Annotated in this window: 35 protein-coding genes; all 35 read left to right on the forward strand. The window is 36.7% G+C overall.

Features of this window, described 5'->3' with window-relative positions:
- Positions 1 to 5: 5 nt before the first annotated feature.
- The 35 genes from rpsJ to TDSAC_RS02540 all read left to right on the forward strand — a co-directional run bounded on the left by rpsJ (position 6) and on the right by TDSAC_RS02540 (position 19,372).
- Positions 6 to 314: a 30S ribosomal protein S10 gene (gene rpsJ, locus TDSAC_RS02370; protein ID WP_108310286.1), complete on the forward strand. Its 309-nt coding sequence runs from the start codon at positions 6 to 8 to the stop codon at positions 312 to 314.
- A gap of 19 nt (positions 315 to 333) precedes the next feature.
- Positions 334 to 960 (forward strand): 50S ribosomal protein L3, encoded by a 627-nt coding sequence (gene rplC, locus TDSAC_RS02375; RefSeq protein WP_108308695.1) that lies wholly within the window; start codon positions 334 to 336, stop codon positions 958 to 960.
- On the forward strand, positions 957 to 1,568 hold the full coding sequence (rplD, locus tag TDSAC_RS02380) for a 50S ribosomal protein L4 (protein WP_108308696.1): 612 nt from the start codon (positions 957 to 959) through the stop codon (positions 1,566 to 1,568). The genes rplC and rplD overlap by 4 nt, the downstream gene beginning before the upstream one ends.
- A gap of 6 nt (positions 1,569 to 1,574) precedes the next feature.
- Positions 1,575 to 1,868 (forward strand): 50S ribosomal protein L23, encoded by a 294-nt coding sequence (gene rplW / locus TDSAC_RS02385; protein WP_013755874.1) that lies wholly within the window; start codon positions 1,575 to 1,577, stop codon positions 1,866 to 1,868.
- A 14-nt stretch (positions 1,869 to 1,882) separates the two neighbouring features.
- The gene (gene rplB, locus TDSAC_RS02390) at positions 1,883 to 2,713 is read left to right on the forward strand and encodes a 50S ribosomal protein L2 (RefSeq protein WP_108308697.1); all 831 of its coding nucleotides are present in this window, start codon (positions 1,883 to 1,885) and stop codon (positions 2,711 to 2,713) included.
- A gap of 25 nt (positions 2,714 to 2,738) precedes the next feature.
- The gene (gene rpsS, locus TDSAC_RS02395; RefSeq protein ID WP_108308698.1) at positions 2,739 to 3,017 is read left to right on the forward strand and encodes a 30S ribosomal protein S19; all 279 of its coding nucleotides are present in this window, start codon (positions 2,739 to 2,741) and stop codon (positions 3,015 to 3,017) included.
- A 22-nt stretch (positions 3,018 to 3,039) separates the two neighbouring features.
- Positions 3,040 to 3,399 carry a 50S ribosomal protein L22 gene (gene rplV / locus TDSAC_RS02400; protein ID WP_108308699.1) on the forward strand — a complete coding sequence of 120 codons (360 nt, stop codon included), beginning with the start codon at positions 3,040 to 3,042 and terminating at the stop codon, positions 3,397 to 3,399.
- Complete coding sequence (gene rpsC, locus TDSAC_RS02405; protein ID WP_108308700.1) at positions 3,400 to 4,137, forward strand: 30S ribosomal protein S3; 738 nt, start codon at positions 3,400 to 3,402, stop codon at positions 4,135 to 4,137.
- Positions 4,124 to 4,552: a 50S ribosomal protein L16 gene (rplP, locus tag TDSAC_RS02410; RefSeq protein ID WP_108308701.1), complete on the forward strand. Its 429-nt coding sequence runs from the start codon at positions 4,124 to 4,126 to the stop codon at positions 4,550 to 4,552. Before rpsC ends, rplP begins: the two co-directional genes overlap by 14 nt.
- Complete coding sequence (rpmC, locus tag TDSAC_RS02415) at positions 4,549 to 4,764, forward strand: 50S ribosomal protein L29 (protein WP_108308702.1); 216 nt, start codon at positions 4,549 to 4,551, stop codon at positions 4,762 to 4,764. Before rplP ends, rpmC begins: the two co-directional genes overlap by 4 nt.
- Positions 4,764 to 5,039, forward strand: a complete 276-nt coding sequence (gene rpsQ / locus TDSAC_RS02420; RefSeq protein ID WP_108308703.1) for a 30S ribosomal protein S17 — start codon at positions 4,764 to 4,766, stop codon at positions 5,037 to 5,039. The genes rpmC and rpsQ overlap by 1 nt, the downstream gene beginning before the upstream one ends.
- Positions 5,014 to 5,382, forward strand: a complete 369-nt coding sequence (rplN, locus tag TDSAC_RS02425; protein ID WP_108308704.1) for a 50S ribosomal protein L14 — start codon at positions 5,014 to 5,016, stop codon at positions 5,380 to 5,382. Before rpsQ ends, rplN begins: the two co-directional genes overlap by 26 nt.
- Positions 5,379 to 5,717 carry a 50S ribosomal protein L24 gene (rplX, locus tag TDSAC_RS02430; RefSeq protein WP_108308705.1) on the forward strand — a complete coding sequence of 113 codons (339 nt, stop codon included), beginning with the start codon at positions 5,379 to 5,381 and terminating at the stop codon, positions 5,715 to 5,717. Before rplN ends, rplX begins: the two co-directional genes overlap by 4 nt.
- Before the next feature lie 9 nt (positions 5,718 to 5,726).
- Positions 5,727 to 6,272, forward strand: coding sequence for a 50S ribosomal protein L5 (gene rplE / locus TDSAC_RS02435; protein ID WP_108308706.1), 546 nt, complete (start codon positions 5,727 to 5,729; stop codon positions 6,270 to 6,272).
- Positions 6,273 to 6,325: 53 nt separating this feature from the next.
- Positions 6,326 to 6,511 carry a type Z 30S ribosomal protein S14 gene (locus TDSAC_RS02440; protein ID WP_108308707.1) on the forward strand — a complete coding sequence of 62 codons (186 nt, stop codon included), beginning with the start codon at positions 6,326 to 6,328 and terminating at the stop codon, positions 6,509 to 6,511.
- Between the two features lie 11 nt (positions 6,512 to 6,522).
- Positions 6,523 to 6,915 carry a 30S ribosomal protein S8 gene (gene rpsH, locus TDSAC_RS02445; protein ID WP_108308708.1) on the forward strand — a complete coding sequence of 131 codons (393 nt, stop codon included), beginning with the start codon at positions 6,523 to 6,525 and terminating at the stop codon, positions 6,913 to 6,915.
- A gap of 67 nt (positions 6,916 to 6,982) precedes the next feature.
- Positions 6,983 to 7,525 (forward strand): 50S ribosomal protein L6, encoded by a 543-nt coding sequence (gene rplF, locus TDSAC_RS02450; protein ID WP_108310289.1) that lies wholly within the window; start codon positions 6,983 to 6,985, stop codon positions 7,523 to 7,525.
- Positions 7,526 to 7,537: 12 nt separating this feature from the next.
- The gene (gene rplR, locus TDSAC_RS02455) at positions 7,538 to 7,903 is read left to right on the forward strand and encodes a 50S ribosomal protein L18 (protein WP_108308709.1); all 366 of its coding nucleotides are present in this window, start codon (positions 7,538 to 7,540) and stop codon (positions 7,901 to 7,903) included.
- A 13-nt stretch (positions 7,904 to 7,916) separates the two neighbouring features.
- The gene (gene rpsE / locus TDSAC_RS02460) at positions 7,917 to 8,420 is read left to right on the forward strand and encodes a 30S ribosomal protein S5 (RefSeq protein WP_108308710.1); all 504 of its coding nucleotides are present in this window, start codon (positions 7,917 to 7,919) and stop codon (positions 8,418 to 8,420) included.
- Positions 8,413 to 8,862 carry a 50S ribosomal protein L15 gene (gene rplO, locus TDSAC_RS02465; RefSeq protein ID WP_108308711.1) on the forward strand — a complete coding sequence of 150 codons (450 nt, stop codon included), beginning with the start codon at positions 8,413 to 8,415 and terminating at the stop codon, positions 8,860 to 8,862. The genes rpsE and rplO overlap by 8 nt, the downstream gene beginning before the upstream one ends.
- Entirely contained in the window at positions 8,859 to 10,133 is a 1,275-nt protein-coding gene (gene secY / locus TDSAC_RS02470; RefSeq protein ID WP_108308712.1) for a preprotein translocase subunit SecY, read from the forward strand. The genes rplO and secY overlap by 4 nt, the downstream gene beginning before the upstream one ends.
- A complete protein-coding gene (gene map, locus TDSAC_RS02475) occupies positions 10,114 to 10,926 on the forward strand; it encodes a type I methionyl aminopeptidase (RefSeq protein WP_108308713.1) in 813 nt (270 codons plus the stop codon). Before secY ends, map begins: the two co-directional genes overlap by 20 nt.
- Positions 10,919 to 11,137, forward strand: a complete 219-nt coding sequence (infA, locus tag TDSAC_RS02480) for a translation initiation factor IF-1 (RefSeq protein ID WP_041438279.1) — start codon at positions 10,919 to 10,921, stop codon at positions 11,135 to 11,137. The genes map and infA overlap by 8 nt, the downstream gene beginning before the upstream one ends.
- A 25-nt stretch (positions 11,138 to 11,162) precedes the next feature.
- Entirely contained in the window at positions 11,163 to 11,276 is a 114-nt protein-coding gene (gene rpmJ / locus TDSAC_RS02485) for a 50S ribosomal protein L36 (protein ID WP_108308714.1), read from the forward strand.
- Between the two features lie 12 nt (positions 11,277 to 11,288).
- A complete protein-coding gene (rpsM, locus tag TDSAC_RS02490) occupies positions 11,289 to 11,660 on the forward strand; it encodes a 30S ribosomal protein S13 (RefSeq protein WP_108308715.1) in 372 nt (123 codons plus the stop codon).
- A 33-nt stretch (positions 11,661 to 11,693) separates the two neighbouring features.
- Positions 11,694 to 12,098 carry a 30S ribosomal protein S11 gene (gene rpsK / locus TDSAC_RS02495; protein ID WP_108308716.1) on the forward strand — a complete coding sequence of 135 codons (405 nt, stop codon included), beginning with the start codon at positions 11,694 to 11,696 and terminating at the stop codon, positions 12,096 to 12,098.
- Between the two features lie 14 nt (positions 12,099 to 12,112).
- On the forward strand, positions 12,113 to 12,739 hold the full coding sequence (rpsD, locus tag TDSAC_RS02500) for a 30S ribosomal protein S4 (RefSeq protein ID WP_108308717.1): 627 nt from the start codon (positions 12,113 to 12,115) through the stop codon (positions 12,737 to 12,739).
- Positions 12,740 to 12,754: 15 nt separating this feature from the next.
- Positions 12,755 to 13,780 carry a DNA-directed RNA polymerase subunit alpha gene (locus TDSAC_RS02505; protein ID WP_108308718.1) on the forward strand — a complete coding sequence of 342 codons (1,026 nt, stop codon included), beginning with the start codon at positions 12,755 to 12,757 and terminating at the stop codon, positions 13,778 to 13,780.
- On the forward strand, positions 13,761 to 14,123 hold the full coding sequence (gene rplQ / locus TDSAC_RS02510) for a 50S ribosomal protein L17 (RefSeq protein WP_234405756.1): 363 nt from the start codon (positions 13,761 to 13,763) through the stop codon (positions 14,121 to 14,123). Before TDSAC_RS02505 ends, rplQ begins: the two co-directional genes overlap by 20 nt.
- Before the next feature lie 47 nt (positions 14,124 to 14,170).
- Positions 14,171 to 15,022 carry a tRNA pseudouridine(38-40) synthase TruA gene (gene truA, locus TDSAC_RS02515; protein WP_108308720.1) on the forward strand — a complete coding sequence of 284 codons (852 nt, stop codon included), beginning with the start codon at positions 14,171 to 14,173 and terminating at the stop codon, positions 15,020 to 15,022.
- 38 nt (positions 15,023 to 15,060) lie between these two features.
- Entirely contained in the window at positions 15,061 to 15,495 is a 435-nt protein-coding gene (rplM, locus tag TDSAC_RS02520) for a 50S ribosomal protein L13 (protein WP_108308721.1), read from the forward strand.
- 76 nt (positions 15,496 to 15,571) lie between these two features.
- Positions 15,572 to 15,976: a 30S ribosomal protein S9 gene (gene rpsI, locus TDSAC_RS02525; RefSeq protein WP_108308722.1), complete on the forward strand. Its 405-nt coding sequence runs from the start codon at positions 15,572 to 15,574 to the stop codon at positions 15,974 to 15,976.
- Positions 15,977 to 15,989: 13 nt separating this feature from the next.
- The gene (locus tag TDSAC_RS02530; protein ID WP_108308723.1) at positions 15,990 to 17,159 is read left to right on the forward strand and encodes a pyridoxal-phosphate-dependent aminotransferase family protein; all 1,170 of its coding nucleotides are present in this window, start codon (positions 15,990 to 15,992) and stop codon (positions 17,157 to 17,159) included.
- Positions 17,160 to 18,746, forward strand: coding sequence for a phosphoglycerate dehydrogenase (serA, locus tag TDSAC_RS02535; protein WP_108308724.1), 1,587 nt, complete (start codon positions 17,160 to 17,162; stop codon positions 18,744 to 18,746).
- Entirely contained in the window at positions 18,743 to 19,372 is a 630-nt protein-coding gene (locus tag TDSAC_RS02540) for a histidine phosphatase family protein (RefSeq protein ID WP_108308725.1), read from the forward strand. The genes serA and TDSAC_RS02540 overlap by 4 nt, the downstream gene beginning before the upstream one ends.
- The last annotated feature ends 22 nt before the right edge of the window (positions 19,373 to 19,394 follow it).

Here is a 19,394-nt window from a genome sequence, read left to right on the forward strand (position 1 = left end):
TGATGATAATGCGTCAAAAAATTAGAGTAAAGATAAAGTCATACGATCACAGAACTTTGGACCAATCAGTAAAAAGAATTGTTGATACTGTCCAGAGAACAGGAGCTGTAGTACATGGTCCAATTCCGCTTCCAACAAGGCGTGAACTGTTTTGTGTGATTAGATCTCCTCATATAGACAAGGATTCACAAGAACACTTCGAAATTTTAACTCACAAGAGACTAATTGATATAGTTGATCCTACACCTAGGACTATGGACGCGTTAAGAGACTTAGATCTACCCGCAGGAGTTGATATAGAGGTTAAGGTGTAAGAGAGGAGGAAAACTTGCAATGGGTAAAATGTTTATGGGTTTAGTTGGAAAAAAACTGGGCATGACAAGTTATATTACACCATCAGGCGTAATACCCGTGACAGTTGTACAGGCTATAAAAGGAACTGTTGCTGATAAGAGGACGGTTGAAAAAGATGGATACGAGGCTGTTAGAGTGGCTTTTCAAGAGTGTTCTGAGAGAAAACTAAATAGACCTGAGCTTGGACTTTTTAAAAAAGCTTCTATAAAGCCTCATAAGAAAATCGTAGAATTCCAAAATAACAGTTTGAACGTAGGCGATACCATAGATATATCTATGTTTTCAGTTGGTGACAACATTAATGTTACAGGAATTACGAGAGGTTTTGGTACCAGTGGCACTATCAAAAGATGGAAGTTCCAAAGAGGGCCGATGAGCCACGGTTCAAAGAACATCAGGAAAATCGGTTCAACAGGAGTAGGGACAGGAATGAGCAAGATAATAAAAGGAAAGAAAATGCCAGGTCATATGGGCAACGTTAAAAGAACTGTTAAGAATATATCAGTAGTTGATCTTATGCCCGAAGACTATCTTGTAATCCTTAAAGGTTCTATTCCTGGACACAAAAACTCCTTTGTTATTTTGTACAAAGGAGGAAACGCATGATTTCTGTATATGATTTAGAGGGAAATAAAGTTAGAGAAATTGAATCCGATTTGATTGATGTTAAAGATAATTCGCACGTTGTCTATATGCAGGTTGTAAGAGAGCTAGCAGGAATGAGATCGGGTAGCGCATGTACCAAAACACGTGGAGAAGTAAGAGGCGGAGGGAAAAAACCATATGCCCAAAAGCATACTGGTAGGGCCAGACATGGTTCAATTCGTTCTCCGATATGGAGAAAAGGAGGAATTACATTTGGCCCAAAACCCAGAAAATATAGTTTTTCTCTGCCTAAAAAAGTTATAAAGCTTTCAAGAAATATTGCGCTTAAAAATCTTATTGCTCAGGATAGATTTATAGTAGTTGAAAATCTTTCAAATATTGAACCAAAAACAAAGTTTGCTACTAATTTTGTAAAAAAACTTCCTGGAGAAAATTGTAAAAGTTTAGTAGTTGTAGATGACTATTTCGAAAACGTTTTGCGCGCTTTTGCAAACCTCCCAAATTTTAGAATAGTTGACGTGAATAATTTAAAGGTAGCCGACATTCTTTGGTCTCAAAGAGTAATTTTGACTCCCGAGGCTTTAGAGTGTCTAGAGACCTGGAGGTGATAAGAGATGTTTGACCCATATCGCTATGTAATTAAACCTGTTGTTACTGAAAAGAGCACGGATTTGGCTGGGAAATATAATCAATATACTTTTATTGTTAGTAAAGATGCTAATAAAACTTCTATTAAGATGTCTATAGAAGAAATTTTCAAAGTTAAGGTAAAGGATCTTAAAATAATTAACGTCAAAGGTAAACCTAAAAGAATGGGAAGGAATGTCGGTTTAACCTCTTCTTTTAAGAAAGCCATAATAACTTTGATGCCAGGAAATAAGATTGAGATCTTTGAAGGCGTTCAATAGGGAGGTTAAAAAATATGTCTGTTAAGAGTTATAAGCCATATACAGCAAGTAGAAGGTTCATGACTGTTTCTTCTTTTGATGAAATATCAAAGGATAAGCCGGAGAAATCGCTTATAAAGGGTTTAACCAAAACTGGAGGAAGAAATAATTTTGGAAGAATTACTTCAAGATTTCGCGGTGGTGGTCACAAGCGTTTATATAGGCAAATTGACTTTAAAAGGGATAAAGATGGAATAGAGGCAAAAGTAGTTTCTATAGAGTATGATCCAAATAGAAGTGCAAGAATTGCTCTTTTGAGTTATAAAGATGGTGAAAAGAGATATATTATCTCGCCTGAGGGACTAAAAGTTGGACAGACTGTGCTTTCTGGTCCTGAAGCAGATATAACGGTAGGTTCTTGTCTGCCTCTGAAATATATACCCCTTGGTACTATTGTTCATAATGTGGAACTTTATCCCGGGAAGGGAGCTCAACTTGTGCGTTCTGCAGGAGCAGGAGCTCAAATAATGTCTAAAGAGGGTAATCTGGTTAGCTTGAGGATGCCTTCAGGCGAAGTAAGATTTGTTAATAGCAATTGTAAAGCTACTATTGGACAGGTTGGTAATCTGGATCACGAAAACGTTTCTATTGGTAAAGCAGGAAGAAAAAGATGGTTAGGAAGAAGGCCCCATAATAGAGGATCGTCAATGAATCCAGTAGATCACCCACATGGTGGTGGAGAAGGCAAGGCTCCTATTGGGCATCCAGGCCCACTAACTCCATGGGGAAAGCCAACTTTGGGCCATAAGACAAGAAAAAGACATAAACCATCAGATAAATATATCCTTCGCAGGAGAAATAAATAATGTTTTATATAAGGAGAGGATAGTCATGGGACGTTCAAGTAAAAAGGGTCCTTATGTCCACCCAAAGCTTTTAAAGAAAGTGGATGAAATGAACAAAACAGGAGAAAAAAAGGTTATAAAAGTATGGTCTAGATCTTCTGTTATTATTCCAGAAATGGTTGGCCACACTTTTGCAGTTCATAATGGAAAGAAACACGTTCCAATTTATCTGACTGAGGCTATGGTTGGCCACCGTTTGGGAGAATTTGTCCCAACGAGAACTTTTAAAGGCCATCCTGGTCATAGTGTAGCAGAGCGTTCTTGATATTTAGGTATAGGAGGAAATTATGGAAGTTCGAGCTGTATCAAAATATGTTCGAATATCACCGAAGAAGGTACAGGAAATTATTCATTTGCTTCCTGGCAAGCAGGTTGACGTTGCTTTGAATAGTTTGAGCGTTATGCCACATAAGGCTGCACGTATTCTTTATAAGGTTACGAAATCTGCTATAGCAAATGCAGAGAATAATTTCAATCTGGATAGAAAGGATTTAATTGTTTCTAAAGCTTTTGCCGATAAAGGGCCAAGCATGAAACGATTTACTCCAAGGGCATATGGACGTGCTTTTCCAATATTGAAAAGGACTTCTCATATAACTATAGTAGTTGCTACTGCTGAATCTAAACAAAAAGGAGGCAAACAATAAGTGGGTCAAAAAGTACATCCAAATGGATTAAGAGTTGGAATAACAAAGGATCATATTACACATTGGTTTGCCCCGAAATCAAGTTTTAGTTCTGATCTTGTGCAAGATTTTAAAATAAGACAATTTATAAAAAAAGAACTTAGCTCTGCTTTTGTTTCTAAAGTGTTGATCGATAGAAGAGGTTCTAAGGGTCAAGAAAGGATAAAAGTAATAGTAAGAACGGCAAGACCAGGTATGGTAATTGGTCGTGGAGGACAGGGCAGGGAAGTATTAAGGAAAAAACTTGTTGACGAATTTAATTCTAATATAGAAGTTGACGTGGAAGATATTCCAGTACCAGATCTTGATGCACAGCTAATTGCTGAAAATGTAGCTTCACAAATAGAAAAACGTGTAACTTTTCGAAGGGCAATGAAACAGGCTATTTTTAGAGCAAGGCGTTCTGGTGCCAAAGGAATAAAAATAATGGTAGGCGGTAGATTAGGCGGAGCTGAAGTGGCAAGAAGTGAATGGCTTAGAGAAGGAAGAGTGCCCCTTCAGACGCTAAGGGCTGATATAGATTATGGTTTTGCCGAGGCGCATACCATATATGGCATAATCGGAGTTAAGGTTTGGCTTTATGTTAACGATTTTGCTGAATATGCAAAATTTGCCTCGCCTATAATACCTGTTCCTGCAAGTGTAAAGCATGAGAATTTGCCCTTAGAGGAAGGAGAAATTAGCCATGATGATGCCTAAAAGGACAAAATGGAGAAAGCCTCATCTTTTCCACCCTAGAAGAATGGCTAAAAGAGGGACGACACTATTGCACGGTGATTATGGTTTGGTTGCTTTAGAAGGTGGATTTATTACTGCAAACCAGATTGAGGCGACTCGTAGGGTTTTAGCTAGAAGTTTTAAAAAGGTAGGTAAGGTTTGGATTAGAATATTTCCTCAGTTGGCGGTTACCTCTAAGCCAGAAGAAGTCAGGATGGGCGGAGGAAAGGGATCTCCTGAAACCTGGGTAGCTGTAGTGGACCCTGGAAAAGTTATGTTTGAAGTAGGTGGAGGAGTTGAGCCATCTGTTGCAAAAGAAGCCCTTAAACAAGCACAATACAAGTTATCTATAAGGACTAAGATTATTGAGGCAGATAAAGGTGGTGACAACTCATGAGCTATAAAGAATCTGAAGAAATTAAAGAACTCTCTGCTATGGATATTGAGACTTTGGAGAAAAAACTTTTAGAAGCCAGACGTGAGTTGTTTAACTTTAGATTTCAACAGGCAACCAGACAATTGACCAGCACTTCTAAGATTAAGGATATAAAAATAAGAATTGCAAGGATTTTAACCCTCTTGGCCGAAAAGAAAAGAGGTGTCAGATAATGAAGAAACGCTTAAAAGGTGAAGTAATTTCGGATAAAATGGACAAAACTGTAATTGTAAGAGTAATTGAAAATGAGAAGCACCCACTTTATAAGAAAACAATTAAGGTATTTGCTAAATTTAAAGCACACGATGAGCTTAATGCTTGTAAAGTTGGAGATACAGTCGTAATAGAGGAATGTAGGCCAATCAGTAAAGAAAAGAATTGGCGTGTCGTAGAAATTGTTTCGAGCAAGGAGGAAAGTGACGATGCTTTGCGTTCAATCGAGACTTAATGTAGCTGATAATACAGGTGCCAAGAAGGTTATGATTATAAGAATTATGGGAAAGAGTTTAGGGAAATATGCTGGAGTAGGTGATGTAGTAGTTGCTGTAGTAAAAGTGGCTCAACCTCATGGTATGGTTAAAAAGTCGGATATTGTTAAGGCTGTTATTGTAAGGACTCATAAAGAAATCAAAAGGCCTGATGGTTCCATAATAAGATTTGACGACAATGCCGCTGTAATAATAGATAATCAAGGAAATCCCCGAGGCACTAGAGTATTCGGTCCTGTAGCAAGAGAGCTAAGAGACAAAAACTTTATGAAAATTATATCTTTGGCTCCGGAGGTTTTATGAAAAACAAATTAGTTGAAAAGAGTAAATTAAACGTAATAAAGGACGATAACGTTTTAATAATATCTGGCAAAGATAAAGGTAAGCAGGGTAAGATTATCAAATCTATACCAGATAAAAAGATGGTAATTGTAGAAGGAGCAAATATTGTAACGAGGCATACAAAACCCAGTGCAAAGGGACGTGGCGGAATTCAAAAGATTCCAGCTCCTCTTTCTGTTTCTAAGGTTATGTTGATTTGCCCTAAGTGCAAGAAACCAACAAGGGTCAAACATAAGATTGATTCTGAGGGCAAGAAGCATCGTTACTGTTCGCATTGTAATGAAGTGTTTGATTAGGAGGTCTTTATGAAAGCAAGGTTAAAAGAATTATACGATTCTAAAGTAATACCTTATTTAAAGGATAAATTTTCATATAAAAATGTTATGGAAGTGCCAAAGCCTGTGAAGGTAGTTATTAATATCGGTTTAGGTGAAGCTGTTCAAAACGCTAAAGCGGTAGATGCTGCTACAGAAGACCTTAGAGTGATTAGTGGTCAAAAACCTATAATCAGAAGGGCAAAGAAGTCTATTGCTGCCTTCAAAATTAGGCAGGGAATGCCTATTGGACTAAAGGTAACTTTGCGCGGGCAAAGGATGTACTACTTTCTTGACAAGCTATTTAACGTTGCACTTCCAAGGATAAGAGACTTTAAAGGGTTTTCTGACGATCACTTTGATGGCAGAGGAAACATAACAATAGGTTTAAGCGAACAGCTTGTTTTTCCTGAAATAGAATATGATAAGATTGATAAGGTTAGAGGAATGAACGTTACTATTGTAACAACAGCAAAAACTGATAAAGAAGCCAAAGAATTGCTGGGTGCTCTTGGCTTTCCATTCAGAAAAAATTGATTCAAAAGACCTTTTTGGATTTAAAAGTTTACCTTAAAGAAGGAGTGAAATAGTTGGCACGAAAAGGTTTGTTAGAAACATGGAAAAAACCACCAAAATTTTCTTCGCGACAAAAGAATCGTTGCCTTTTATGTGGAAGACCACATGCATATTATCGTAAATTTGGTTTGTGCAGAATTTGTTTGAGAAAGTTGGCTTATGAAGGTGTAATACCTGGTCTTAGGAAAGCGAGCTGGTAAGGGAGGTTTATATGCATACTGATCCGATATCTGATATGTTAATAAGGCTAAAAAATGCTAATAATGCTAAACAGGACGTTTTTACACTTCCTGCTTCTAAAGAGAAAGAATCAATATTACAAATCCTGAAGCAGGAAAACTTTATTGAAGATTTTGAAAGAATTAAATCTAATCCACAAGATATTTTAAGAGTAAAACTTAAATATATCAACGGAAAAAGAGTTATTAGAGATGTTAAAAAGGTTAGCAAGCCTGGGCTCAGAATTTATGTAGGGAAAAACGACATTCCAAGAGTTTTGGGCGGTTTTGGTATAGCAATTCTCTCAACTCCTAAGGGCATAATGAGCGATCATATGGCTAGAAAAGAGGGAATTGGAGGAGAATTGCTGTGTATGGTCTGGTAATAAAGTAAATTAATTTATGGGCTTAAAAACCATAGCTTTATTTATCTATAAAGGTAGGTGATTGATTTTGTCTCGAATAGGGAAAAAACCTATAACGATCCCAAAAGGAGTAAATGTTGATTTAGACGTAAATCTGATAAAGATAAAAGGACCATTAGGAGAACTAACCCAGGTTTTGCCACCAGAAATAGATGTAAAGATTTCTGATAACAAGATAGAAGTTCAAAGGAAAAGCGACTCTAAAAGAGCGAGGGCTTTTCATGGGTTGTTTAGAACTCTAATTGCAAATATGGTTACAGGCGTTTCTGAGGGATTCAAAAAAGGACTTGAATTAGTAGGAACTGGTTATAGAGCACAGTTACAAGGCAACAAACTTGTAATGCAGTTGAGACATTCTCATCCTGTGGAATTTGTTCCGCCTCAAGAGATTAAATTCGAGCTGGAAGGGAACAATAAGATCTGGGTGAAGGGCATTAGTAAAGAGCTTGTAGGTCAAATTGCTGCAAATGTACGTAAATCACTTCCTCCTGATTCTTATAAAGGCAAGGGTATTCGTTATATAGGTGAAATCTTGCATCTCAAACCTGGAAAAGCTGGAACAAAGAAGTAGAGGAGGCTTATTGTGATAAAAGAGAAAACAAGATTAGAAGGTAGAAAAATAAGACAAAAGAGAACTAGAAAGAAGGTTTTTGGCACCAAGGAGAGACCTAGACTCTGTATCTTTAGGAGTTTGAATCACATTTATGCACAGATTATTGATGATACAGAAGGCAAAACTCTTGCATATGCATCTTCATTAGACCCTGAGATCAGAAATTCTTTATCTGGTAATAAGAAAGATAAATCAAAAGCTGTTGGTTTTCTTATTGCTAAAAGAGCTCTTGAAAAGGGAATAGATAAAGTAGTTTTTGATAGAGCAGGGTATAAATACCATGGTCGCGTGGCAATCCTGGCAGAAGCTGCAAGAGAAGCTGGATTAAAGTTCTAATGAGGAGGAAAATATGTTAAATAAATCTCAACACTCTTTGGAAGACGTTACTCTTCAAGAGCGTGTTATTGAAGTAAGAAGAGTAGCCAGAGTAGTTGCAGGCGGTAAAAGGTTAAGATTTAGAGTAATTGTAATAGTAGGCAATGGCGAAGGTAAAGTTGGAGTTGGAATTGGAAAAGCTCAAGAAGTGCCTTCGGCTGTTAGAAAAGCTGTCGAAAAAGCGAAGAAAAATCTTATAGACGTTCCTATGAGAGGTGATACTATACCTGTTTTTGTTCAGTCTAAATTTGGATCTTCCAATGTAATATTAAGACCTGCTGTTCCTGGAACTGGAATTATTGCTGGCACAACTGTTCGTGCAATACTTGAATTGGCCGGATATAAAGACGTGCTCACAAAAGTAATCGGATCTACTAATGCTCTTAATACTGTTTTGGCTACAATAAAAGGCTTGCAGGAAATTAATAATTCTATTCTCCTTTCAAAGATGAGGAAGGGAGTGGTTAGTAATGATTAGTCTTTCAAACCTTAAACCCAGTTATGGTGCTATAAAGGAACCAAAAAGATTAGGAAGAGGTAGGAGCTCTGGACATGGTAGGACATGTGGGAGAGGACAGGCTGGTCAGAATTCTCGTTCTGGTGGCGGAGTGAGACCTGGCTTTGAAGGCGGCCAAGTGCCTCTTTATAGAAGACTCCCGAAGTGGAAAGGGTTTAAGAATACCCTTTTTAAGAAGACTTATGAAGTTATAAATATTTCAAGGCTTGCTGAATTAGAGCCTGATACGGTTGTAACTCCAGAATTTTTAGAAGATAAAGGTTGGGCAAAAAAAGGTGCTTTGATAAAAATTTTAGGTGATGGTGAAATTTCTATTCCATTGAAGGTTAAGGCTCATAAATTTAGCTCTTCTGCTAAAGAAAAAATTGAAAAGTGTGGCGGAAGTATAGAGGTGTTATCGTGATAGACAATTTAATGGGAGCAATGAACTTTGGGGATTTGCGAAACAAGGTAATTTTTACAATACTTATGATTGTTTTGTTTAGATTTGGTACCCATATTCCTGTTCCCGGAGTTAATCACGAAATGATTTCGAGAATTATAGAACAAACAGGTATATTGGGATTTCTTGATCTATTTGCTGGTGGTGCGCTTGCAAAGTTTTCAATTTTTGCTATGGGTATAACTCCTTATATTAACGCGTCAATTATCATTCAATTGTTGACGCCAATTGTGCCGAAAATGCAAGCTATGCAAAAAGAAAGTGAATCTGGCAGAAAAGCCTTAGCTCAATATACAAGATATTTGACTGTCGTGCTTGCTGCTCTCCAAGGCATAGCTATGAGTTTTGTTCTTTCTTCTGCAATTCCTGTATTTACATTTTTCAACATTGTAACGACTGTAATAGTTTTAACGGCTGGTTCAGTCTTTCTAATGTGGATGGGCGAATTGATAACAGAGAAAGGAATAGGAAATGGAGCGTCGCTTTTAATTTTTATAGGCATTATTTCTAGATTGCCTTTGTATTTTGGTCAGACATTTTCTCTCCTTATGATAGGAGATATAAATATATTGCAAGTTATAGCGTTATTTGCAATTTTTTGTTTGGCTATTATTGCAATTGTCTGGATTCAGTTGGCAGAAAGAAAGGTTCCAATACACTATGCGAAAAAAGTTGTTGGTAGAAAAGTTTATGGAGGGCAAACGTCTTATTTGCCTTTGAGAATTAATACTGCTGGTGTTTTGCCAATTATATTTGCAGTATCAATTTTGATGTTACCCAACACAATTTTTGGATTCTTAAGAGGTGTCCCATCTGTACAAAACCTTGCTATATATCTTTCTACTCTTTTTTCTCCCGAATCAGTTTTGTATAATATTATTGAATTTTTCCTGATTATATTTTTTGCTTTTTTCTATACTGCAATTATTTACAATCCAGTTGAACTAGCAAATAATTTAAAGAAATATGGCGGTTTTATTCCAGGAATTAGACCAGGAAAGCCGACTTCTGAATACTTTGATAGAGTTTTGACAAGAATTACAACGTTGGGAGGCTTGTTCTTGGGGTTTATTGCTTTAATTCCTACTTTAGCAGAACTTTTGACAAAGGTTACAACATTTAGAGGTTTGGGAGCGACTGCTCTTCTTATTGTGGTAGGTGTGGCGCTTGACACAATAAGACAAATCCAGGCGCAGTTGATGGCAAAACAATATGAACATCTTATTAAATAAAAATAAAAAGATTATAATTAAATCAAATGAAGAGATAATGGCCTTGAGGAAGGCAGGTCGTGTAGTAGGAAAGCTTTTGTACGAAATAGCTGATATAATAAAGCCCGGCATTTCAACATATGAACTAGAGAAATTTGCAGAAATGTTTTTCGAAAAAGAAAAGGCAATCCCCGCTTTTAAAAATTATAAGCCCAGTTTTTCTGCGAAGCCTTTTCCTGCTATACTTTGCACTTCAATTAACGATGAAGTCGTACACGGTATCCCTTCCAAAAAAAGAATACTCAAAGAAGGAGATATCTTAAAAATTGATGTGGGTTCTATAGTGAATGGTTGGTGCGGAGATAGTGCCAGAACTTATCCTGTAGGAAATATTTCTTCTGATGCCAGGCTTCTTTTGGAAGTGACAGAGAAATCTTTATATGCAGGAATTGACCAGGCTGTTGTTGGAGGTCATGTTTCTGATATTGGCGCTGCTGTTCAAAGATTTGTTGAAGCTTTTGGATTCTCTCCTGTTAGAGAGCTTTCAGGTCATGGGATTGGTAGGAGCGTTCACGAAGAGCCCTGTATTCCAAACTTTGGCGACTATGGTCAAGGTCCAAAGTTGTTAGAGGGTATGACTATTTGTATTGAGCCAATGATTAATGCAGGGAGTTATGAGGTGGATTTAGCAAAGGACGGTTGGACAGTAACTACTAAAGATAAATCCCTTTCAGCTCATTTTGAGCATATGGTTGCTATAACAAAAGATGGACCTGTAATCCTCTCTGCATGGGGAGGTGATGAAACTGGCTAAAGAAGAGGCTATTGAAGTCGAAGGAGTGATACTGGAAGCGTTGCCAAACGCAATGTTTAGAGTGGAACTTGAGACTGGCCATGTAATTTTGGCTTATGTTTCTGGTAAAATGAGGATGAACTTTATCAAAATAGTACCTGGCGATCGCGTTAAAGTAGAATTATCTCCTTACGATCTTACGAGAGGTCGTATTATTTATAGAATGAAATAGAAATTTGCTATTAGGAGGACAATATATGAAGGTTCGTGCGTCAGTAAAAAGAATATGTGAAAAATGTAAGATTATCAAGCGAAAAGGGATAGTAAGGGTAATTTGTGAAAACCCTCGCCATAAACAGCGACAAGGATAAGGAGGTTAGTTAATGGCTAGAATTGCTGGAGTAGACCTGGCTGAGAACAAGAAAGTCTGGGTTGCACTGACCTATATTTATGGTATAGGAAAGCCCCTTGCTTTTAAAATTCTTAATGCTACCGGAGTAGATCCCGAAAAGAGAATAAAAGAGTTATCCGAAGAGGAAATTATAAAGTTAAGAGATGAGGTAGAAAAAAACTATAAGGTTGAAGGCGATCTAAGAAGGGAAGTTGCTCAGAATATACGCAGACTGATTGACCTTGGTACATATAGAGGTTTAAGGCACAGAAGAGGACTTCCAGTTAGAGGGCAAAGAACAAGGACAAATGCAAGAACGAGAAAAGGTCCTAAGCGCTTGATTGGCGCTAAAAAGAAAAAGTAAAAATTTTTTAATTAACTTTAAGGAGGTATTGAGTTGGCAAGAAAGGGTAAAGCTCAAACACAAACCCGAGTGAAGAAAAAAGAGAAGAAAAATGTATTGTACGGGATAGCTCATATTCATTCAACTTTCAATAATACTATTATAGCGATTTCAGATAAGCAAGGTGCCTTGATTTCGTGGGGCAGTGGAGGTACGGCAGGATTTAAGGGAACTAAAAAGGGTACGCCTTATGCCGCCCAGCTTGCTGCAGAAGTAGTTGCGAAAAAAGCAATGGATCATGGAATGAAACAGGTGGACGTATACGTTAAAGGTCCCGGGCCAGGCAGAGAGACTGCAATTCGTTCTTTGCTGGCTGCAGGCCTTTCAATTGAGATGATTAAGGATGTTACGCCTATTCCTCATAATGGGTGTCGTCCGCCTAAACGCAGAAGGGTATAGGAGGTAAAACACTAATGAGCAGATATACTGGCGCTGTGTGTAGACTTTGTAGAAGAGAGGGCATGAAACTTTTTCTAAAAGGAGATAGGTGCTTGTCTGAAAAGTGCTCTTTCGATAAGCGTCCAACTCCACCAGGAATGCATATTAATACGAGAATAAAGACTTCAGAGTACGGATTGCGTTTGAGGGAAAAACAGAGAATGAAGCGTTTTTATGGCTTGATTGGCGAAAGACAGTTTAGAAGATATGTTGAGCTTGCTGAAAAAATGGGTGGTGTTACTGGAGATAACCTTTATTTTTTACTAGAAAGAAGACTCGATAACGTTTTATACAGGTCTGGTTTCGCTTCAAGTCGTCAAGAGGCAAGACAGATGATCTCTCATGGGCACTTCAACGTTAACTCTCGTAAAGTTAGTATACCATCTTATAGAGTTAAACCAGGAGATGTTATTTCTGTAAGGGAAAATAGTAGAGAACTTTTTAGCTCAGAATATGTTGAAGTTATAAAAGAGAGAACTCCTGCTCCTTGGATTTATGTTGATTATGACAAATTAGAAATCAAGTTTGATAGACTTCCTCAGCGTGAAGAACTTGATGTGCCTATCAGAGAAAATCTAATTATCGAGTTCTATTCTCGATAGAAGAGGAGGAGTCCTTTGTTTGGGTCAAAGGAAAGTTATAAACTAGAAATTAAAGAACAACTGGAAATTGAAAATGGTGGTAAATATAGCAAATTTGTTCTAGAACCATTGCCACCAGGTTATGGTGTTACAATTGGTAATGCCTTAAGAAGAATTCTTCTTACGTCAATTCCCGGAAGTGCTGTTATTGCTGTAAGGGTTGATGACGCACCTCATGAATATATGACTTTACCGGGCATGGTAGAAGATATTTTAGAATTTCATTTGAATTTAAAAAAGTTAGTCGTTGCCATTTTGGCTGATATTTCTGAAGAGGAAACGAGAAAACTGATTCTTGATGTTAAGGGGCCAAAAATAGTAAAGGCTTCAGATATCCAACCAAATGCTGAAGTACAGATTATCAATAAAGACCTTTATTTGGCTACTTTGGAAGAAAATGGTGAATTAAGAGCAGAAATAACTGTAAAAAAGGGAAAAGGGTATATGTCTATTGAAAAGATGAAGGAGAATACCCGTTGGCTATCGCCGGGTAGCATTCCTTTAGATGCTAATTTTTTACCAATTACGAGGGTAAATTATTCTGTTGAATCAACTCGTGTTGGTCAAGAAACTGATTGGGACAAACTTATATTTGAAATTTGGACTAACGGTGCTATTGAACCAGTTAATGCTCTGAGAATTGCAGCAGAAGATCTGATATCTTATTTTAGAATTTTTGCTGAGTATGGTACTTTTTTGGATACGCAGATGCCAGTTTCTGATTACAAAGAGATAAAAAAGGATTCTTACTTAAAGTCGCAGACAAAAATGGATTTAGAACAGTCAATAGAAGAAATTGGCCTTCAAACCAGAATTGCCAACGTTCTTAAAAGATCTGGTATATCGACTTTAGGGGACTTGATTTCAAAGACTAGAGAGGACATCTTAAACGTCCCAAGTTTTGGTAAAAAGTCGTTGGACGAACTTGAAGAAATTTTGCATGCCAAAGGTTATCGTCTTAAATCTAGCGATGAAAATGGAGGTGAAGATTTTGGGGCATAGAATAGCACACAGAAAACTTAATATGCCAATTTCTAACAGAAAGGCATTGTTAAGGGGTTTGGCTTGTAGTCTTTTTATTAATAAAAGGATTACTACCACCTTAGCTCGCGCTAAAGAGGCCCAGAGGATTATTGAACGCATTATAACTATTTCAAAAAAAGACAATACAGCTAATAGAAGGTTAGCTTTTTCTTATTTACAATCCAAAGATGCTATAAAAGCTTTGTATAGTGAAGAACTTGATCCTGTAAGAGAAAGAAATGGCGGCTATACTAGAATTGTCAAAATTGGTCCCAGGAAAGGTGACGGGGCTGAAATGGCAGTTCTAGAAATTGTTTTCTAAGAAATTGGAAATCTTGGAAATCGGAATATTAATGGGTCGGGGCTTATGTGCCTCGATCTTTCTCTTTTAAAATGGATATTGCAGCTATAATTTCTTATGATGGCACTAACTTTCATGGATTCCAATTGCAAAATCAGTCTAGAACTGTTCAATTAGTAATTGAAAAAGGACTTGAAAAGATATTTAAAGAAAGAATTTGTGTCGTACCTGCTGGTAGAACAGATGCTGGAGTACATGCTATAGGCCAAGTTATCTCCTTTAGGTTAGAGAAGTGCCCATTTAGTATTGAAAAATTGCAAAATATTTTAAATTATCATTTGCCAGATGATATTAGGATTAGTGAAATGAAGATAATGTCAGGGGATTTTAACAGCAGATTTTCAGCAAAGTCAAGAGTTTATGTTTATGCTGTAAGTGCAAAAAAAGATATGTGCGCTCATTTAAACAGGTATTTTTGGAATTTAGATATCTCTCTTGAACAACTGAAGGTGCCATTGAATTTAATCCCTGAAAGGTTTTGTTTTAGGTCCTTTTCTAGAGTTTCTCGAGACAGAAAGTTGAATTTTGGTACTGTAACTTTCTCTAAGTGTATTTTTTCTGATGATTTTTTGTATTTTATTATTGAGGCTCCATCCTTCTTGTGGCATACTGTGAGGTTTTTGTTTGGTGAAGCTGTGGCTGTAGCAATAGGCAAAAGAACTTTAGAAGATTATAAAGAAGCCTTAGAAGGAAAAAAGAGATTGGTACTTTATAAAGCTCCTCCGAAAGGATTACATCTTTGGGGAGTGAGCTACTTTGAACAAGCACTTGGAGCTCTTTGTGAAAAAAATATAATTAAAGATGGATTATGTGGTTTTTTTAAGCCCCCATCTTTCATTGACATTGTAAAATGTCCGTAATATAATGAGTTTTCTAAAATGTATTTAGGAGGAAGGATATGAAGACTGAGTTCCCAAATATATCTAATTCGGATAAAAAATGGTGGCTTATTGACGCAAATGGACAAACTTTAGGTCGTTTGGCTAGCAAAGTTGCAACAATCTTGAGAGGTAAACACAAACCCAGTTACTGTCCAAATTTTGATAATGGAGATTATGTAATTTTAATAAATGCGAGCAAGATTGTTGTTACCGGAAACAAGGAGAATGATAAAACTTACTATAGACATTCACAGTATCTCGGAAACTTAAAATCAGTTAACTTTAAGAAAATGAGAGTTCAAAAACCAGAGTTTATTTTGTTTCATGCAGTAAAAGGGATGTTACCAAAGGGATCGCTTGGGAGAACTATGCTTGGCAAACTTAAGATTTATAAAGATGAAAATTATAAAGAAAAGGCTCAAAAACCAGTTCTTTTGAAGCTTGAAAACTAGATAAATTTTCTAATAAATATAATGATATGCTTTTAATACAATTTTATTTTTATTTAACAATTTAAGGAGGAAGTTGATGAATCTTAAAGAACAGGCTTTTGTTTGGGGGTTGGGAAGAAGGAAGACTTCTGTTGCGAGAGTAAGGGTATATCCTGCAGATAATGGCAAGATAATAGTTAATGGCAAAGACTACTTAGAATATTTCCCAAGAAAAACTTTACAAATAATTGTAGAAGAACCACTAATAACAGCAGGAATTTTTGGAAAAGTAGAAGTAAGGGCAAAGATAGTTGGAGGAGGGATTTCTTCTCAGGCAGGGGCTCTTTCTCACGGTATTTCAAGGGCACTTTTCTCTCTTAATCCTGAATTAAAGATGTTGTTGAAATCTAAGGGACTATTAACAAGGGATTCAAGAATGAAAGAAAGAAGAAAATATGGTTTACAGAAGGCAAGAAAAGCACCTCAATACTCTAAGAGATAATCGGGAGGAATAGATGGACCGTTTCTTAAATGACAATCATATGTTAATGATTCCTGGACCAATTACTGTTCCACCTCGAATTTTAAGAGTAAACTCAAGGCCAATGATAAATCACAGAGGGCCGGTCTTTCAGAAAATTCACGAATATTGCGTTGATGGTTTGAAAAAGATCTTTAAAACTAATGAAGGCGAAGTTTATATCTTTGCTTCAGTTGGAACTGGAGCTATGGAAGCGTGCGTTTCGAACTTTTTTAACAAAGATGATAGGGTTTTAGTTTTGGTCAACGGTAACTTCGGTCAACGTTTTGTCCAGATTGCAAGCGCATACGGCTTAAATGTAGATGCTTTGGAATTCGTTTGGGGTCAATATGCAGACCCAGAAAAGGTAAAGGATTATTTATCAAAATATCCAAAGGGTACATATAAGGGAGTTTTGGTTCAGCATAACGAAACTTCTACAGCTATACTAAACGATCTTGAAAAACTTTCACCGATCATAAAGGAACATGGAGCTCTGTTTGTGGTTGATTCAATTAGTGGCATGGTTGCAGCGCCTTTTGAGATGGATAAGTGGAAGGTGGATGTAGTAGCTGCAGCTTCTCAAAAGGCTTTTGGTTGTCCTCCTGGAATTAGTATTCTTGGAGTATCTAAAGAGGCTCTTAATAGAGCAAATAATTCTAACTTGCCAAGATTTTATTTTGATGTCAGAAAATATCATGAATCATATAAAAAGGGGCAACCTCCCTTTACAGCACCTATTTCGCTTTACTTTTCACTTGAAGAATCTATAAAGATGATTTTTGAAGAAGGTCTCGAAAACTTCCAGAAGAGACATATTGTTTTAAGGGATTCTGTAAGAAGTGCTGTAAAGGCTCTTGGTTTGAAACTGGTGTCGGATGACAGCTGTGCAAGTCCTGTGGTTACGGGCGTTTTTGCTCCTGAAGGAATCAATCCTCAAGATATTATAAATACAATGAGAAAAGATTTTGGAATAGTTCTTGCAGGCGGTCAATCGCAGTTTAAAGGTAAAATATTTAGGATTGGCCATTTAGGTTTTATAGGAGCTACAGAAATATTTTCAACCTTTGCAGCTCTTGAACTAACTCTTGATAAACTGGGATATAAGTTTGAAAAAGGTGTATCAGTTAAGGCAGCACAGAAAGTTTTTGAGGAGAGAATGTAAATGAATGAAAAGATATTGGTAGCTGACGAGGTTTCTCAACTTGGTATAAGAAGGTTGGAGTCTGCAGGTTTTCAGGTAGACATTAAAACTGGACTTTCGGAAGATGAACTTGCCGACACTATAGTAGACTATAATGCTATTATTATAAGATCTTCAACGAGAATTACTGAAAAGATTCTTTCTAAAGCCAGAAATCTTAAAATAATTGGCAGGGCTGGCGTTGGAGTTGATAATATAAACGTGGAGGCTGCCACGAAATATGGGATAGTTGTAATTAACTCTCCTGAAGGAAACATTATTTCGGCTGCCGAACATACTTTTGGTTTGATAATTTCCCTCCTCAGAAATATTCCTCAGGCAGATAGGTCTGTTAGGAATCTCGAATGGAAGAGGAACAAGTTTACAGGTCATGAACTTTATAGGAAAACAATAGGAATTATTGGTCTAGGAAAGGTTGGAAGTAATGTTGTAAAGTATGCAAAGGCATTCGGAATGAAAGTAATTGGATATGATCCTTATATAACTCTTGATAGGGCAAAGGAAATGGGCATTATACTTATGTCCCTTGATGAGGTTTTTAAAGAAGCTGATATTGTAACTCTTCATGTCCCAAAAACAAAAGACACATATCATCTAGTTAATAAAGAAAGAATTAACCTGATGAAAAAGGGATCTTATATTATTAATGCTGCTAGGGGTGGAGTTGTTGATGAAGATGCTGTTGCAGATGCTCTTAAGTCAGGTCATTTAGCTGGAGCTGCTTCTGATGTTTTTGAGACCGAGCCTATTTTGGCTGATAATCCATATATTTCTATAGAAAATACTGTTTTGACTCCACATATTGGAGCTGCTACCAAAGAAGCTCAGATAAATGTTATACTTGATGTAGTGGATCAGATTATTGCTTTTTTCGATGGCAGGATTCCTCATGGTGCGGTTAATTTGCCTGCTTTTAGAGGAGTGTCTGATGATTTATTGCCATGGATTGATTTAGCTGAAAGACTGGGAAAATTTATTAAAGATCTGGTTTCTGATAGAGTAAATAAGATTGAGATTGTATATTATGGAGATATTGCTAAGAAAAATGTCAATTCAGTATCAATTAGCGTACTTAAAGGGTACTTGATAAAAATAAAGGGTAATCATGTTAGTTTTGTTAACGCACTGTCGCTTGCAAATGAACTTGGTATCAAGTATACAGAGATAAAAGAGTCAGAGGATGTTGACTTTAAGAGTTTGATAACAGTTAGAGTTTTAACTGATTCTGGCGTTAGATCAGTTTCTGGAACAATACTATCTGATCAAAAACCAAGAATAATAGAAATAGATTCCTATCGAGTTGATGCCTTCCCAGAGGGCTATCTTTTGGTTTCCAGACATAGAGATAAGCCTGGTATAATAGGGCGATTTGGGACAATTTTAGGAAGGAACAACATTAATATTGCAGGAATGCAACTTGGAAGAAATTTGACCAGTGGCCTGGCTGTAATGATTTTAAGCGTTGATTCTGAGGTTAATGATGATGTGCTTAGTGAATTAATAAGCGGAGGGGATATTGAAGAGCTTAGGTCAATTTTCCTTTCATGAGAATATATTTAATTAGACATGGCGAAACTAAATGGAATAAGGAAAGCAGGTATCAGGGGGTAAAAGACATACCTCTTTCTGAAATTGGTTTAGAGCAAGTAAAAAAGCTTGGAATGTATTTTTCTAATTTGCCCTTAGATATAATAGTTTCCTCTCCGTTAAGCAGGACAAAAGAAACAGCAAATTCTATTGTCAAATTTTATCCAAAAAAATTGCAAGTTTTTTATGATGATAGATTTTTAGAGATATCACATGGCTTATGGGAAGGAAAAGTTGTAGCTGAAGTAAAGGAAGAATTTAAGGAGATTTATAATTTTTGGAAGGTAAAGCCTTACGAGGCAAAAATGCCTGAAGGTGAAGGCTTGCATGATGTGTCTTTGAGAGCTACTAGCGCTTTTAAGGAATGGGTAAATAAATATAGAGAAAAGGATATTGCTTTTGTTACACATGATGTAGTGATAAGGGTCATTTTGATGGACATATTTTCTCTTCCTTATGACTTCTTTTGGAAATTCAAGCTTGCAAATGCTGGCATAAACGTTCTTGAATATGATGAAGAATTTAAACTACTGTCGATAAATCTAATCTGCCATCTAAATGAATTTAGTGCAGAGGGCGTGATTTAATTAAGATTTCATAGAACTTCAC

It is taken from the genome of Thermodesulfobium acidiphilum (genome assembly GCF_003057965.1).
In the GTDB taxonomy this organism is placed as follows: domain Bacteria; phylum Thermodesulfobiota; class Thermodesulfobiia; order Thermodesulfobiales; family Thermodesulfobiaceae; genus Thermodesulfobium; species Thermodesulfobium acidiphilum.

Excerpts from the sequence above, each read along its gene's own strand:
- rpsS (WP_108308698.1), top strand. The coding sequence starts at position 2,739 with ATGGGACGTTCAAGTAAAAAGGGTCCTTATGTCCACCCAAAGCTTTTA.
- rplO (WP_108308711.1), top strand. The coding sequence starts at position 8,413 with ATGATTAGTCTTTCAAACCTTAAACCCAGTTATGGTGCTATAAAGGAA.
- rpsD (WP_108308717.1), top strand. The coding sequence starts at position 12,113 with ATGAGCAGATATACTGGCGCTGTGTGTAGACTTTGTAGAAGAGAGGGC.
- rplV (WP_108308699.1), top strand. The coding sequence starts at position 3,040 with ATGGAAGTTCGAGCTGTATCAAAATATGTTCGAATATCACCGAAGAAG.
- rplD (WP_108308696.1), top strand. The coding sequence starts at position 957 with ATGATTTCTGTATATGATTTAGAGGGAAATAAAGTTAGAGAAATTGAA.
- rplP (WP_108308701.1), top strand. The coding sequence starts at position 4,124 with ATGATGATGCCTAAAAGGACAAAATGGAGAAAGCCTCATCTTTTCCAC.
- serA (WP_108308724.1), top strand. The coding sequence starts at position 17,160 with ATGAATGAAAAGATATTGGTAGCTGACGAGGTTTCTCAACTTGGTATA.
- rpsQ (WP_108308703.1), top strand. The coding sequence starts at position 4,764 with ATGAAGAAACGCTTAAAAGGTGAAGTAATTTCGGATAAAATGGACAAA.
- rpmC (WP_108308702.1), top strand. The coding sequence starts at position 4,549 with ATGAGCTATAAAGAATCTGAAGAAATTAAAGAACTCTCTGCTATGGAT.
- rpsE (WP_108308710.1), top strand. The coding sequence starts at position 7,917 with ATGTTAAATAAATCTCAACACTCTTTGGAAGACGTTACTCTTCAAGAG.
- rplM (WP_108308721.1), top strand. The coding sequence starts at position 15,061 with ATGAAGACTGAGTTCCCAAATATATCTAATTCGGATAAAAAATGGTGG.
- rplC (WP_108308695.1), top strand. The coding sequence starts at position 334 with ATGGGTAAAATGTTTATGGGTTTAGTTGGAAAAAAACTGGGCATGACA.
- rplX (WP_108308705.1), top strand. The coding sequence starts at position 5,379 with ATGAAAAACAAATTAGTTGAAAAGAGTAAATTAAACGTAATAAAGGAC.
- rpsH (WP_108308708.1), top strand. The coding sequence starts at position 6,523 with ATGCATACTGATCCGATATCTGATATGTTAATAAGGCTAAAAAATGCT.
- TDSAC_RS02540 (WP_108308725.1), top strand. The coding sequence starts at position 18,743 with ATGAGAATATATTTAATTAGACATGGCGAAACTAAATGGAATAAGGAA.
- rplB (WP_108308697.1), top strand. The coding sequence starts at position 1,883 with ATGTCTGTTAAGAGTTATAAGCCATATACAGCAAGTAGAAGGTTCATG.
- rpsI (WP_108308722.1), top strand. The coding sequence starts at position 15,572 with ATGAATCTTAAAGAACAGGCTTTTGTTTGGGGGTTGGGAAGAAGGAAG.
- map (WP_108308713.1), top strand. The coding sequence starts at position 10,114 with ATGAACATCTTATTAAATAAAAATAAAAAGATTATAATTAAATCAAAT.
- TDSAC_RS02530 (WP_108308723.1), top strand. The coding sequence starts at position 15,990 with ATGGACCGTTTCTTAAATGACAATCATATGTTAATGATTCCTGGACCA.
- rpsM (WP_108308715.1), top strand. The coding sequence starts at position 11,289 with ATGGCTAGAATTGCTGGAGTAGACCTGGCTGAGAACAAGAAAGTCTGG.
- rplW (WP_013755874.1), top strand. The coding sequence starts at position 1,575 with ATGTTTGACCCATATCGCTATGTAATTAAACCTGTTGTTACTGAAAAG.
- rplE (WP_108308706.1), top strand. The coding sequence starts at position 5,727 with ATGAAAGCAAGGTTAAAAGAATTATACGATTCTAAAGTAATACCTTAT.
- rpmJ (WP_108308714.1), top strand. The coding sequence starts at position 11,163 with ATGAAGGTTCGTGCGTCAGTAAAAAGAATATGTGAAAAATGTAAGATT.
- rplN (WP_108308704.1), top strand. The coding sequence starts at position 5,014 with ATGCTTTGCGTTCAATCGAGACTTAATGTAGCTGATAATACAGGTGCC.